2 protein-coding genes are annotated in these 17,091 nt (G+C 43.6%); both read left to right on the forward strand.

All coding sequences use genetic code 11. The features are described 5' to 3' along the window. The first annotated feature begins 17 nt into the window (after positions 1-17). The gene (locus ACNFN4_RS14895; protein WP_448200278.1) at positions 18-12,275 is read left to right on the forward strand and encodes an SDR family NAD(P)-dependent oxidoreductase; all 12,258 of its coding nucleotides are present in this window, start codon (positions 18-20) and stop codon (positions 12,273-12,275) included. Next, positions 12,275-17,047: an SDR family NAD(P)-dependent oxidoreductase gene (locus ACNFN4_RS14900; protein ID WP_448200279.1), complete on the forward strand. Its 4,773-nt coding sequence runs from the start codon at positions 12,275-12,277 to the stop codon at positions 17,045-17,047. Before ACNFN4_RS14895 ends, ACNFN4_RS14900 begins: the two co-directional genes overlap by 1 nt. Positions 17,048-17,091 lie beyond the last annotated feature (44 nt).

Consider the following 17,091-nt stretch of genomic DNA (forward strand, 5'->3'; position numbering starts at 1 on the left):
GGGGCGGGTGGAGGCCAATGGTTCATTTGAATAAACAGAGTGCGGATATCGCGATAATCGGGGTTGCTTGCAGATTCCCCGATGCAGATCATTATCATGAATTCTGGGAAAACATAAATAGCGGCAAAGATTCCATCCGGGAAGTGCCGATTGAACGGTGGGATCCCGATCTTTATTATTCAGCTGATATCAGTATACCGAATAAAACAATCAGCAAGTGGGGAGGTTTTATTCATAAAGCTGACCATTTCGACCATAAGTTTTTTAATATCTCTCCCCGGGAAGCGAAAAACATGGACCCTGAGCAAAGAATCCTTTTAGAAGAAACTTGGCGGTGCATCGAAGATTCCGGGGTTTCTTTGCAGGATCTCCAGCGTAAAACCACTTCTGTTTTTGCGGGTATTATGAATTCTGACTACCGGCAGACAGGTCATGCTGAATCGGAAATCGACAGTTACGCCTGTTTAGGAAGTTTCGAAGCTATGCTTTCCAACCGGCTTTCATACACATTCGGTTTGACCGGAAAAAGCATGTCTGTAAATGCCGCTTGTGCATCATCGCTTGTTGCTTTACATGAAGCGGTTAAGTCATTGCGGACAAAAGAAAGCGAGTATGCAATCGCATCGGGAGTAAACTTGAATTTCCAACCCGGAAAATATATTTCTTTTTCTAAAGCCAGAATGCTGAGTCCTGACGGCAAATGTAAAACCTTTGACGCAGCGGCGAACGGGTACGTTCCCGGAGAAGGGGCAGGCGTTGTATTGCTGCAGCGCCTTGGTGATGCAGTAAAAGCCGGTCACCATATATACGGGATCATAAAAGGGACAGCTGTTAATCATGGCGGTAAATCCCGTTCCATAACCGCTCCCAGAGCAGAAGCGCAGAGCCGGGTCATCTCGGAAGCTTTACACAACGCTGCTGTCGATGCTGCGACGGTTTCTTATGTAGAAGCACATGGCACAGGTACATCTCTGGGCGATCCGATAGAAATAGAAGCATTGACAAAAGCGTATCGGCAATATACTGAGGATACTCAATATTGCAGGATCGGAAGTGTGAAAACAAATATCGGTCATACAGAAGCAGCGGCGGGAATGGCCGGATTGATAAAAGTTCTAATGATGATGAAACACCGTAGGGTGCCGAAAAGCCTGAATGTACATACGGTAAATCCAATTATACAGTTTGAAAAAACACCGTTTAGGCCGGCGCTTGATTCAAGTGATTGGAAAGCGGCAGACGGAGCTCCGCTCAGGGCGGGAATCAGCTCCTTCGGTTTTGGGGGTGTCAACTCTCACGTCATCATCGAAGAATTTATACATACAAAAGACGAATCTGACAGAAAAGGAAGGGTACCCTTCCTTTTTTCCGCTAAAAGTGAAGAAAGCATGAAACAAATGATACATCATTGGAGAACCTTTGCTGACGATTCTGAGGAATTTTGCAAAATATCAAATGAAGTGATCAGCAGCACCCTTTTAACAGGGAGGACATCGTTTGATTACAGGGCTGGTTTATTGGCAGGCAGCAAGGAGGAATTTAAAAATCAGCTTAAAGAGGGATTGAGTTTTCGGAGGAAACAAGATTCTGAATGGGCGCTTGCCATCGGTGACTTCAAATGGGAAAGTTATAAACAATTTGCCGTTTTGAAACGGGTGTTCCCTGATTTAGAAAAGAACGTAAGGCCGGTGCTGAAGGGTATACCGACATTGCACAGTTCATTTAAAAGAAAATGGACGCCTGAGAAAATCCGTTTGTATTCTTTAGTTATCAATACGGAAATCATAAAAAGTATCCTGGCATCCGGTTTTAAGCCAAGCCTCATAACAGGCGCCGGAGACGGATATTACGTTGCTCTTGCAGCAGCGGATATCATCAAAATTGAAAAGGCCATTTCTGTCATCACAGGCGCTGAAAAACCTTCGCAATTATTCTGTGAGCCGCCGTCCATTCCATTTGTTAATCCGTACACTTCAAAAACGTACCCGCCGGTTCGATTAAATGAAGAATATGTAAGGATGCTGCTGAACGGTCTGAGCTTCCCGGCTGATTTTGCAGACCGCCTGTACGGGAAAACACGGCTGCTTCTTGAGCACCAATATACGTTTAAAGGGTTTTTAGAAGAGTGGGATAAAGCGGGAAAGACTCAGGAAATCGAGATTTTATCTTATATTGTGAATCGCACGGCGGATAAAAGAAACGCATTGCCGGCTGATGAGGAAGCGGCGATCATGGCTATCCTTGCCTCTATGAGGAGACTGTATAAGAGATGGGATTTAACAGATTATGATGGATTCTTTAATAATGATTATGTTCTGGAAATATTAAATTTACTTGATGAAGGAATCTTGTCTAAAGAACTTTTTCTGAGCATGTTATTGAAAAAGCAAGACGGAATTAAACAGGCTGTTGCTTGTATTAATGAGCAGCCGGCAGATTTTTATGATAAGGATCGTTTTCCGTTGATGACAGAATACAATCAAATGGATGCCGTGTCTCAGGAGATAGCTGATCATATGCCGCTTCACACGGAAGAAAAGGGAACGGAGCCGGATGTGGATATTTCTGATTTTTCAGTTTTTCAATTCGGATCGCTCCCTCCATCAGCAAAACTAAACAAAGCGGCTGTTTTTGAAGCGGACAAAGCAGCTGATGAGGCTCTTTATCATTCATTTATGCAACTGTGGCTTTCAGGAGAAGAGATTGAATGGGCGAAACTAGGTGACTATCATAAAAGAAAAGCCCCGCTTCCGCCTTATCCGTTTGAGCGTTGTCAATTTTCTTTAAACCCTCAGCAGGTAAAATCAGACGCGGCTTTTTCAGCAAAGAAGAATCAGGCACTTTATACGCCGGTATGGAAAGAAACCGCACTTGAGAATGAAGCGGACAGCGGACAAGCCTGCACTATTTTGTTGTTCTCTGAGAATAAAGACTATTTTGAAGAGATGAAAAAAAGAGAGAATACGTCCGCATATCTTATTATGCCCGGTGACCGTTTAGAGCTGATAAGCGACAGTGTTTTCACGATCAACAGGCAGCGTCCCGAAGATTATCAAAGTGTCATTCGTCTGTTAAAAGAAAAAGGCGCAGCGCCCGATGCAATTTTGCATACGTGGTCTGAAAAACAGCCTGAACTGGAAGAAACACTCGATTCAGGAATTTATTCCGTGTTTTATCTAACTAAGGCTTTAATCAGCGAGAACCTTATAAACAAAGTAACGTTCATTTATACATTCAGCGCAGATCAAAAAGAAAAATTGCCGTATTTTGAAGGTGTGAACGGTTTTTTAAAATCGGTAAAACAAGAATATCCGCAGCTGCATTGTAAGACGGTTTGCTTTGAACATGATTCTGCAACCGTTTCATTTTCAGAGAAGGCTGCCATTCTTTATAAAGAAATAAACACAGCACCTGATCGGCATATTCATATCACTTACAGAGACTGCGTAAGATATGCACGGATGTTAGAGAAGCAGAGAGAAACATACACAAAGACCATTCAATACCCTGAAAAAGATAAAGTATATTTAATTACAGGGGGACTTGGGGGGATTGGCAGTAAAGTCGCTGAATATTGCGCGAAAACTGAAAGATCCACCATTATTCTATCGGGGCGATCTGCTTTAACCGGAGATAAGCAGAAACATTTAGAATACCTGAACAGCTTTAAAGCCAAGATTTATTATATACAGGCGAATATATCCGATAAAGAAGCGGTAAAAAAAATGATTGACGGTATTACCGATCAGCATGCAGGTCTTCATGGCGTCATTCATTGCGCAGGAGTTATCAGAGACTCGCTGCTTTTTCAAAAAACAAAGCAGGAACTTTCAGAGGTGATTGCTCCAAAAGTTCATGGTGCATTGAATCTTGATCATGCAACGAAGTCGCTGGAATTGGATTTTTTCGCCGTTTTTTCTTCAGTCGTCTCTATTGCAGGGAACGAAGGCCAGTGTGATTATGCATATGCGAACGGCTTTTTAGATCATTTTGCAGAATATCGGGAATGGAAACGGCAAAATTCTCTGCGCAGCGGCCGCACGCTGACAATCAATTGGCCTTTATGGAAAGACATCGGAATGGGGGCGAACCTGTCAGGTCAAGGGCGGACGTCTCTTTTTCATGGTTCCGGGCTCGAAGAACTTCCTGCTGAAGACGGAACGCAATGGTTTTCGCGGATTGTAACTTCGGGGCAGCTGCATAATATTGCAGTCTGCGGTGATCATGAGCGCTTTGAACAATTTATGCGGCAGAGATTTTTGACGGACGAAACAGAGACAGGCAGTGCCATTCCTTTGGCTCAAGGCGATATTTTGGATCAGACAGTTTTGTTTTTAACCAATATCATCTCCTCTGAGGTCGGTGCAGAACGGGAAGAGATCGATCAAGATGTGCATCTGGCTGAATATGGAATGGATTCGGTTATGATTCATCAATGCAACACAAAGCTGGAGCAGTCACTGGGAGCAATTTCGAAAACGCTTTTATTTGAATTTCATACAATCAGAGATTTAGCAGATCATCTTGTAAAGGAATATCCGGATCGGCTGGGGCGTTTATTTTCACGGGAGGAAAAAGGAAAACAGATTCAGAGCATTACCCCTGCCAGGCCGGAACAAAACATCACTGCACCTGTGGCGGAGGAAAAAGAACATCTTGACGGGATAGCGGTAATCGGTATCAGCGGCCGTTATCCCGGGGCTGAAAATATCGAAGAATTGTGGGAACTTCTATCAAAAGAGAGAACCGCAATCACAGAAATTCCGAAAGAACGTTGGAATTATGAGACCTACTATGATCCAGACCCCGCTAAAGCGCATGAGGGGAAAATTTATTGCAAATGGGGCGGATTTTTAAAGAACGCTGAATCATTTGATTCTTTGTTTTTCCAAATATCGCCGAGAGAAGCAGAAGCGATGGATCCTCAGGAACGAATATTTCTCGAAACCGTGTGGAAAGCATTTGAAGATTCGGGATATACCATTGAAGGGTTGAGAAAGCAGACCGAAAAACATGTCGGTGTATTTGCGGGAGTGACGACCAATTCTTACAAGCTGCTCGGCGAAAGAATACCGACGGACAAAAACGATGTACTTCCAAATTCGTTCCCATGGTCTCTCGCGAACAGAGTGTCTTACACATTTGACTTTACAGGTCCCAGTGTCCCTGTAGATACGGCTTGCTCTTCATCCTTAACGGCAATTCACATGGCTTGCCAAAGTTTAAAAAAAGGTGAGTGCTCGGTTGCGGTTGCGGGAGGAGTAAATTTGTATCTTCATCCTTCTGACTATTTATACCGATGTCAGATGGGGATGCTTTCAAAATCGGGAAAATGCAGAAGTTTTGGAGAAGGCGGCGACGGTTTCGTACCCGGGGAAGGTGTCGGGGCCGTTATTCTTAAACAGCTTAAAGATGCCATACGTGATAATGATACTGTGTACGCCGTCATTAAAGGAACGGCAATTAATCATGGCGGAAAGACGAATGGCTATACGGTGCCTAATCCTGCCGCACAGGCGGATTTAATCCAAGGAGCTCTTAAAGCGGCCGGTTGGAGCGCCAGAAGTGTCAGCTTTATTGAAGCCCACGGCACGGGAACGCCGCTGGGTGACCCGATTGAAGTCCGAGGCCTGACCAAGGCGTTTAGAGCTTATACCGAAGATGTTTCATATTGCTCTCTCGGATCGATTAAATCTAACATCGGCCACCTGGAAGCGGCTGCGGGTATTGCCGGCCTGACAAAGATTATCTTACAAATGAAGTATAAAAAAATAGCCGCAACACTGCACTCTGAACGGGTACATCCGGATCTTTATCTGGAAGAGACACCTTTTTGTCTTCAGCAGGAAACCGCCGACTGGATAAAACCCGCGAATGAAAAACATTCTGACAGCAAATATCCGCGGCGCGCGGGATTAAGTTCTTTCGGAGCGGGCGGGGCGAATGCTCATATTCTTGTGGAAGAGTATGAGTCTGCTGCTGACTGTTATACGGATTGTGAGGAAAGTGAGGAACTTATCGTACTCTCAGCCAAGCATTCACTGAGTTTACGGGAATCGGCAAAACAGCTGGTGGAATATCTTCAAAAGGTCCGTCAACAACAGGGCGAGTTTTTGCAGCAAGCGGGAACAAACAAGCCGCTTCACCTTTCTGATATTGCGTATACCCTTCTTGAAGGGCGTGAAGCCATGCCGGAAAGGCTTGCTGTCATTTCAAATAATATCGACGATCTGATGTTGAAATTAAATCACTTTTATAATGGAATTGACGATCACGAAATATTTAGAGGGAAAAAACCGAATCATAAACGCAGACAGCAGCAATCGGATCTTCCGCTCAAATCCGGCAGAACCACATTAGCCGAAATGGCTGAATTCTGGGTATCAGGAGGCAATTTAAGCTGGGAAGATTTCCGCACTGGCAGAAAACCGGCGAAAATTACCCTGCCGACTTACCCTTTCTTAAAAAACAGACTGTGGGTGTCAAATAAGGCGCAATCAAAATCAACAGCTGATAAAGCTCCTTTATTTGATTTTTCTGCAGGTGAGTGCCGATTTTATAAAACGCTTTCTGATTCTGAATATTATGTAAAAGATCATGTTGTGCATGGGAATATGGTTCTGCCAGGAGCGGCAATCATCGAAGCGGCCAGAGAAGCGGGAGAGAGGCTGTACGGAAAATCAGTCATAAAACTGAGTCAGGTTGTATGGGCGGTTCCGATAACCGTTGAAAAAGAAAAGACGATAATGATAGATCTGCTGCCGAATCAAAAAGACGGCAGATTTGTGGTAAAAACCGATATACAACCTGAAGCGGCAGTTCACTGCCAAGGAAACATTATCACATGCGGAGATCAAGATGCCTCTCATACAGAGCATTTTCAATTGAACAGCTGGTTAACCGGACAGAAAAGATTAATCAGCGGCGCTGAGTGTTACAGGGATTTCCGGCAGAGCGGTTTGGACTATGGAACCAGTTTTCAGGTAATAAAACAGCTGTTTATCCATGAAAATGCTGCTCTTGCACGAATATCACTTCCTGAGAGCATTCATAAAAAATCCGGCACGCTGCTGGAACCGTGTTTATTGGATGGCATTTTTCAATCCACAACCGGGTTTACGTCCGGTCAAGAAGGAGATCACACCGCATATTTGCCTTTTGAATTAGGTGAGCTGGAGATTCTTCATGCACCTTCGGCAAACGGCTATGCTTACATTACAGCTGCCGATGAAAGACAACATGATGATGTCAAAAGGTTTCATATATTATTTATGGATGAAAACGGATCTGTAAGTCTTAAAATAAAAAACTTAGCGTTAAAGGCGTTAAGGGCTGCACCGCAGACTCAGGATGAGCGGCATTCAGTTAAGTATTACACTGATATGTGGAAGCGGGCCCCTCTGCTTCATCAGCCTGAAGCCAGCGGTTTAAACAGCTGCCTTGTGATTTCACTCCGTCGGGATATATCAGAACCGCTGATCCGCCAGGCATATAAAGATATCGGCTTGAACATGATCTTTATCCGCCATGGCGGCAGTTTTCAAGAAAAAAGAGCTGATTCCTTTGAATTGAACAGCGTCAAACTTGACGGCTATCAGAAATTGCTGGCGATTCTTAAAGAAAGACAAGTGACAATTGACCGCGTCATTTTAATCGGGATGAGCCCTGAAACGGGAATTGAGCAGAACATTCATGAAAAGCTGGAAGAGACTGTTTTGCCGGTTTTCAATGTAACGAAAGCTCTGCTAGCAACAATCCCAAGACATAAAATCCTGATATCACATGTATTTTTCACAAGGGAAAATCAAATCTTACCTTATCAAATGGCAATCAGCGGCTTTTTTAGGTCACTTCATTTGGAACATCCAATGTTGTCCGGTAAAAATATTGAAATACACAGCGACGAAATTCAGTTACAGCTGAACACCGGTCTGCCTGAATTAAAAAACCTTGTGAAAGAAACAATCATCAGCGATGATACTTCAGAAATCAGATACAGAGATGGAATCAGGCAGGTCAAGCACTCTGCAGAAATTGAAAGTGCCGAGCCCCCCGAAAAGATGGAAGTAAAAGAAGGGGGAGTTTACCTCATTACAGGAGGAACAGGCGGTCTCGGACTGATTTTCGCCAGACATCTTGTGCGAAAAGGGAGAATAAAACTTGTCCTTATCGGCAGGTCAGAGCTTTCTGAGGAAGCCGTAAGCAATGTAAAAGAGCTGGAAAAAAACGGATCAGAGGTTTTTTATGTAAGAACCGATATTTCTGATAAGGAAAATGTCAATAACCTGATAAACCTCGTCAAAAACAAATTAGGTCCTGTTAAAGGAATTATTCACAGCGCCGGTGTGATAAAAGATTCATTACTCATCAATAAGCGTGAAGAGGATCTCGATTCAGTCTTGGCCAGCAAGGTTTACGGAACGATATGGCTTGACCGGTATACAGACAGAGAACCTCTGGACTTTTTTGTTATGTTTTCATCTATCAGCGCAATAATCGGGAATGCCGGACAAACCGATTATGCTTATGCAAACCGGTTTATGGATTATTTTGCGGAAATGAGAGCGGCGGAAAATAAACCTAGAAAAACAGTCTCGATTAATTGGCCTTTATGGAAAGAAGGCGGTATGCAAATTGATATTCATTCAGAGAAGTTCCTTTATGACCGTTTCGGAATGCTGCCTCTGGGAAAACGGGAAGGCCTTGCAGCATTTGATCAAGCAATGACAGGGTGTGAACATCAAATAATGGTATTTAGCGGTAATGAATTAAAGCTGGAACGAATGATAACGATTGACAGCGGAAAAAGTGACCCGGCAATCGCCGACGAAAATCAAGAACTGAAAGATCTGTCAATAACTGGAACTTTAAAAAGCACTTTGACGCGTATCATCACTGGCGTATTAAAAATTGAAGAACGGGAATTTGATTTTGAACTGCCGATAAGTGAATACGGATTTGATTCAATTATGTTTACAATGTTGGGCAGCGAATTAAACGAGTCATTAGGAATATCAATGATGCCGTCAGATTTTTTCGGTCTTACTGATTTTAATGAACTTCTTGAGTTTTTAAAGAGTGAGTATTCCGAGGAGCTTCATCTCTGCGGTTCTTTTTCTTCAGATGAATCTGCGGCGAAAGACCGGAGAGAAAATCTGATTGAGGGCATCGCAAAGATGATGTCAAGTATTTTGAAGATTGACAGAAAGGAAATAGAAGAAGAGACTTCATTCGGCGAGTACGGATTTGATTCTATTACGTTTACCAGACTCGGAAATGAAATCAATCAACAATATGGTACGGAATTATTGCCGTCCATTTTCTTTGAGTGCAATTCACTGGCTGAAATGACTGATTATGTAATCGAGCAATACGGAGAAATCCTTTTTGCTGAGACAGAATCTTTTTCTGCAGCTGACGAAAAAACATTGTACAGCACGCCTCCGCCGGAATCTTATGAACGTTCCCCTGAGCCTGAAAATAAAACTAGGCAAGAGGAAAGACATATAAATGAGCCGGTTGCAATAGTGGGAATAAGCGGTCGTTTCCCCCAAACAGATACACTGGAAGACTTTTGGGAAGGAATTGAAAAAGGGCGGGATATGATTACAGACATTCCTGAAGACCGTTGGAACTGGAAAGAGTTTGACGGCGATCCGATCAGGGACGTCAATAGAACAAAAATAAAAAAAGGCGGATTTATCAAAGGCGCGGACAGTTTTGATCCGTTGTTTTTCGGGATTTCTCCCGCCGAAGCAGAATTAATGGATCCCCAGCAAAGAATTTTTATGGAGACTGTATGGAAAACAATAGAAGATGCGGGCTATAAGCCGTCTGATTTGGCAGGGACGAAAACCGCGGTGTTTGCAGGGGTCGCCACAACGGATTATGCTGAACGTCTGAATGAAAATGGCGTCTCTGTTCAGGCGCAGACCGCAACCGGTTTAAATCATTGTATATTGGCAAATCGTATTTCTTACCAGCTGAACCTGACGGGTCCGAGCGAACCGATTGACACTGCCTGTTCAAGTTCGTTAGTTGCGCTCCATCGTGCGGCTGAGGGGATTCAAAGAGGCGATTTTGAAATGGCGATTGCAGGCGGAGTGCATATTATGACAAGCCCTACTCTGTTTATAGCTTTTGATAAAGCAGGGATGCTTTCCAAAGACGGAAAGTGCAAAACGTTTGATAAAAGCGCTGACGGCTATGTAAGGAGTGAAGGGGCGGCTGCAGTATTGCTCAAGCCGCTCAGCAAAGCACAGGCAGACGGTGATCATATATATGGTTTGATTAAAGGATCAGCTGTAAATCACGGCGGCCGCGCCAATTCTTTGACAGCTCCGAATCCGAACGCACAGGCGGACTTATTAACCGAAGCTTGGCGGAAGGCGGGGGTCAGCCCTGCCACTGCGGGATATATAGAAGCGCATGGCACAGGGACAAGTCTTGGTGATCCGATTGAAGTGAACAGCATCATAAAGGCATTTAAAACGTTATATCAAGAATGGGACATTCCTTTTGCGAAACAGAAATGCTGCGGAATCGGGTCTGTGAAAACAAACATCGGCCATCTCGAAACCGCTGCCGGAATAGCCGGAGTGCTGAAAGTGTTACTGGCTTTTAAATATCGCAAACTTCCGGGACTCGCCCATTTTTCAGAACTCAATCCATACATCAAACTGGAAAATACGCCATTTTATATCACAGAAACCGCTCAAAAGTGGAATTCGATAAAAGATGAAGAGAACAACGATCTGCCGAGGAGAGCAGGTGTCAGCTCATTCGGATTCGGCGGTGTGAACGCGCATATTGTTTTAGAGGAATATAGGGAACCTCAAAAAGAAGTGCCGGAAAACAACGGTAACACACATATTTTTGTTTTATCTGCGAAAACCAAAGATCAATTACTTGAGTATATCCGGCTTATGGTTCAGTACTTGGATCGCGTGATTGCCGGTGACATGACCGTTAATGCCAGTGACATGGAATTTACATTGCAAAACGGCCGGGAAGCAATGAACGAAAGAATAGCCGTATGTGCAGCGAGTCTGACTGAGCTGAGAGATAAATACGTCAGCTTTCTTGATGACAGCAAGGTGCAAAAAGGCGTATTTATAAGCGAAAACACTGAAGAGCGCACAGCTGTTTCTGAATATATGATTCAGGAGGCTCTTCAAAGCGGAAAAGAGGAGCTGCTCGCACAATGGTGGGCCAATGGAGCCGAGTTTGAATGGAAGACAATCGGCAATAAGAAATTGAATAGAGTGCCGCTGCCAACTTATCCGTTTGCAAAAGAGAGTTATTGGTTCACCCCGAAAAAGAACAAAAGCGAGGTTAATAGCAAAAGTCTTCACCCATTAATCAGCGAGAATGTCTCAACATTAAAGAAACAAGCATTTAAAACTGTTATTTCCGGAACTGAATTTTTCGTCACTGATCATCTTGTTTCAGGAGACTATGTGCTGCCAGGAGCCGCTTCGCTTGAAATGGCTCTTGTTTGTGCGGAAATAAGCGGAGAAAGTAAAGTATATAAAATAAAAGACGTGATGTGGAACAGACCTATATTATATAAAGGAAAAACGCTGCACATTTATACCGACTTGGAAATGAAACAAGATAAGTTGAACGTAACGATATGTAAAGAGGGTCCGGATGGCGTGCAGCAAATCTGCACACAAAGTGAAACAGTATTCGGAGACATAAACAGCAATCCTGAGTATGTCGATATTGATCAGTTCATACGCAGCAGTGAGCCGGTCATAAGCCGGGAAGAGTGTTATCACCGCTTCAGCCGTATGGGCCTGACATATCATAGCAGTTTTCAAACATTGAAAGCCGTATATCGCGGTGATATGGAGTTAATGGCAGAATTGGAGCTTCCTGCTCATTTAGCGAACGGGTTTTCACATTTTACACTTCATCCTTCATTAATTGACGGCGGTTTTCAAGCGGCGGCATTTTTGTTAAGAGATAATGAGAAAGAGGGCTTATTTGTTCCATATTCACTTAGAGAGCTTCACATTAAGAGGGCGCTTACTGCCCGATGCCATGTCTCGGTGAAAGAAACCGGTTTTTATACGTATAACATTGATTTTATTAACGAGAGCGGCGAAATAGCCGTGAGCATGAAAGACTTTTCTGTCAGAAAAGTGACCGGGGGAGAATTAACCGCAGGACGTAAAAATGAAGATCAGGAAATTCTCTTCTTATTAGAACGATTGAAAAACGGTGAACTTTCTGCTGACCAAGTTTATCAGCTGCTGGAGGGAAAATAGTGCAGATCAAACAAATACTTTCCTTAATTGAAGAACAGCAAATGTCTCCTGATGCAGGACTGGAGCTAATTCGCACTTACAGAAAAGAACAAATGGAAAAAAAGGCGGAGCCGGAATCACAAGCTCCGTCCCCAACCATTTTTTTTAAGAACGAATGGGTAAGGACAAATAACATTGATATGCCGAATCAGCAGGCACCGGGAAATATGCTGATTTTTGATCAGGATAACCGTCTTTTTCAGCATGCCGAGATGATGAATGGAGAACATAACCGTGTCATTCTCGTAACGCCCGATTCTGATTATAGAATTGAACGGAATAGATGCACAATCAATCCTTCTGATGAAAATCATGTCAAAATGCTGCTGTCTGATTTGGCTGAAACCGGATTTACACCTGATGTCGTGCTTTATTTATGGAACGGAGAAATCAGAGAATTCACTGAAGAATCCGTTAACGAAACTCTTCGCAGAGGGATAAACTCGCTCTTTTTATTATCAAAAGCTTTAATGCGAAGAAACGAACCTGTTACGTTATTGCATATTTATTGGACAAGCGGTCTGAATCAGCCGTTTCATGAAGCTGTCGGAGGGTTCATTAAAACGGTAAACATGGAAAGCTCCAAGCTTAAAGCGAAAACCATACAGATTCGCCATGAGCATTCTGAGATAAATCCTCCGGTTTCCGAGGTGTGGGATGCTGCAATCAGTGAAATACAGCACTTTCAATCCGATGAATGTGAGGTTTTAATAGACTCACATACCCGTTATGTGAAAGGACTGCAGCATATTGATAATCCGGAACACGATAACGGATCTGTAACGTATCAAAAAGGCGGCATATATATCATTACCGGAGGAGCGGGAAAACTCGGGCTGCTGTTTGCGGTACACATCGCTAAAGAAAACCAAGCCGTGATTATACTTACAGGCCGTTCTTTTTTAACAGCTGATCAAAAAGAACGGATCAGTAAGCTTAATGAGAGCGGCTCTATTGTTGAATATCAGCGGACGGACATAACAGATCGAACAGAGACAGAGCGATTCATTTTCGGCGTTAAACAGCGGTACGGCAGCATAAACGGGGTCATTCATGCTGCCGGCATCCTTCGTGACTCATTTCTTGTAAACAAAAGCCTCAGTGATTTTACGGACGTACTGAAACCGAAAGTTTACGGGACAATCTGGCTGGATGAGCTGACAAAAGACGAAGATCTTGATTTTTTTGTTCTTTTTTCTTCTTTTTCGGCTTACGGAAATGCCGGCCAAAGTGACTATGCGTACGCAAATCATTTTATGGACAGTTTTGCAGTGCTTCGATCTCAGCTCTCCCGAAACGGAAAAACCCTTTCAATCAATTGGCCGTTATTGAAAGATGGCGGGATGAGTCTCGACAGCAATGGAATCATTCAAATAAAAGAAAAATACGGAATGACTCCGATGCGAACTTCCTCTGTTTTGGAAGCGTTTCTGAAAATGATGCGGTCTTCATTTACCAGCTTAATGCCTGCAGAAGGAGAGCGGGATAAAATGATAAAAGCGCTTTCGATTCAAAGAAATACAGCTGCAGCAGATCAAGATACACTCACGGCGGAACACGATGAAGAAGAGGAATATGCTGCGAAAGAAAAAGTCAATGACTATTTAATCAAGATCATCAGCGGTGTCTTGAAAATCCAATCTCATAAAATAAATGCGAAAGACTCTTTTGAGAAATTCGGAATCAACTCACTTATGATCATGTCACTTATTTCAAAGCTTGAAGATACTTTCGGGGATCTTCCAAAAACAATCTTTTTTGAATATCAGAACATTGAAGAGCTTTCAAACTTCTTCCTAACATCTTTTAAAGAAAAAGTGCTTAAGGCCGCAGGGGCAGCTCCGGTAACAAGAGTGCCGAAGAAAAGAGAAAATCTGAGTAAAAAACAGCACCGGCAGCAGAAGGTTGCATCTGCACCGAGCATGGTTCCGCCGGGTGAGGATATTGCCATTATCGGTGTGAGCGGAAGATATCCGAAATCCGATACTCTTGAGGAGTTCTGGGAAAACATTGCCGGAGGGAAAAACTGTATTATTGAAATCCCCGAGGAACGTTGGGATTTCAGATCGAATTACAGTCCCAACAGAATGGAGAAGGGGAAAATCAACAGTAAGTGGGGCGGTTTTATCAGCGGTGTTGATCAATTCGATCCGCTGTTTTTCCACATTTCTCATAAAGAAGCTGAGCTGATGGACCCTCAGGAGCGAATTTTTCTCGAAACCTCCTGGCATACGTTTGAAGATTCAGGATATACAAAAGAGAAGCTTGACGGTATGAAAGCCGGTGTGTTTGTCGGAGCCATGTACGGACAATATCAATTATTCGGCGCAGAAGAAACTGCGCGGGGCAATCCGATTGCGCTCAGTTCCTTCTTTTCATCTATTGCGAACAGGGTTTCATACTTTTTTAATCTCTCCGGCCCGAGCATTGCACTGGATACGATGTGTTCATCATCGCTGACGGCCATTCACTTGGCATGTGAGAGTATTAAAAGAGGGGAAAGTGAAATTGCGCTTGCGGGCGGCGTTAATGTATCCATACATCCCAGCAAATACCTTTGGCTGAGTCAAGGTAATTTTGTTTCCACCGAAGGATTGTGCAGAAGTTTCGGAGAGGGCGGAGACGGCTATGTCCCGGGAGAAGGTTCGGGAGCCGTCCTTTTGAAACCTCTGGAAAAAGCAATTGCTGATCAGGATCATATATACGGAGTGATTAAAGGAACATCTGTAAATCATGGCGGAAAAACCAATGGATTTACGGTTCCGAACCCGAATGCACAAGCTGAGCTGATTGCTGAAAATTTCAAGAAATCAGGCATCAGTCCGCGATCCGTCAGCTACTTGGAAGCACACGGAACGGGTACCTCGCTCGGAGATCCGATTGAGATCGCAGGATTGACAAAAGCGTTTGAGAAATTTACGGATGATAAACAATTTTGTGCTATAGGTTCAGTGAAGTCTAATATCGGACATTTGGAGTCTGCTGCAGGTATAGCAGCTCTTACAAAAGTTCTTTTACAATTTAAGCATCAGAAATTGGCGCCATCCATTCACTCGGAACAGCTGAACCAAAATATCCGATTTGAAAAGACGCCTTTTTACGTTCAGCGGAAAGAAGAAGAGTGGCGGAAAGAATCAGGCGCCTCCAACAGGAGAGCAGCAATCAGTTCGTTCGGAGCGGGAGGAGCAAATGCCCATGTCATTGTGGAAGAATATCAAAACCATGCGGACACACAAACAATAAGCGGGCCGTTTGCCGCAGTTCTTTCTGCCAAAAATGAAGACAGACTGAAAGAATACGCTCGGCGCCTTCTGCAATTCACAGAGCGGGAGACAAAGGCCTCGGCAGCTGATATCGCTTTTACATTGCAGACATGCAGGGAGCCGATGGAAGACAGACTTGCTGTTGTAGCTTCCGATTTGCCGGAACTTAAGGAGAAGCTGAGAACTTTCTGTACTGAAGGAACAATTGGAGAGGGCGTATACAAAGGCAATGTTACGAAAGATTTTGATAAAGTCTTTATCTTTCATGATCAAAAGATGAAAGATAAATTCCTCGAGGTGATGATGGAGACAAAGGACTTGAATCTTCTTGCAAAATTATGGTCTTTCGGGGCTGATATTCACTGGAGAGAGTTATATGAAGAATATACCCCGCAAAAGGTCAAGCTTCCTTTATATCCATTTGCTGAGGAGTCTTACTGGGTGCCTGGAAGCCAAAGTGCAGTATTTCCGGAAATATTGCCGCAGCAGTCTTCACTGCACCCGCTTCTGGATTCGAATGAATCTACTCTGGAACAGCAGTTTTTTAAAACGACATTAAGAGAAAAAGAGATTTGGTTAAAAGACCACATTGTAAAAAACAAGAGCATTCTCCCGGCAGCTGCTTTTCTTGAAATGGCATGCGCAGCGGGAACGCGGTCATATCGAAAGAAAAAGGTCACTCGTTTAAAAAACGTGATATTTGCCAGACCGGCCATGCTTTTGCAAGAGAGCCTGACCATTTACACTCACATTTCCGTAAAAGACGGCAGCATATTATTTAACATGTCACCTGACGAGGATGCTGCTGTAAGGACTGGATTTGTGACGGGGGAATTAGATTATGATCATCATTACAGTGATGATGATATAGAGAACATCGACAGACAAGAGATGATAAACAGAAGTGCTTTTGTCCGTGAACAAGATGAATGTTACGAGTATTTTCGGGAAAACGGGTTCCTGTATGGGCGCGCTTTTCAGCCGATTCAACGTTTATGGGGCGGCGGAACGGAAGCGGTTGCACACTTATTGCTGCCAAAAGAAGCCGCATATGCTCTTGAAAATTATACATTGCATCCGTCTTTAATTGATGGGGCTCTGCAATCTTTGTTCGGAATTACCGACGGAAGAGAAGAGGCATCTGTTTATGTTCCTTTTTCAATAGAAGAGATTACGATTCGGAAAAAAGTTTCAGCAGAATGCTGGGCTTATGCGCGTAAAACAGGCCAAAAAGGTCAATCCGAGCTTATTTACGATATTCAGCTGCTTAATGAACACGGAGAGAGACTTGCAGGTTTGAAGGATGTAACCATTCGTAAAAAAGAAACGTTTTCCGCGGAGACACAGACTCGTGCAACAGCGGATTCCAATGGAAAGAACGAGAGAGTAAAAGAGCTCCTCAGACAATTAAAAGCGGGCGAACTGACTGCGGAGGAAGCAGATTATGCGCTGGAGCGTATGCAGGATTAGTTTATCATTTTGCGGCAGTGCCATTTGTAAAGGGGATGAAGATT

This window comes from Bacillus sp. N1(2025) (assembly GCF_053470005.1).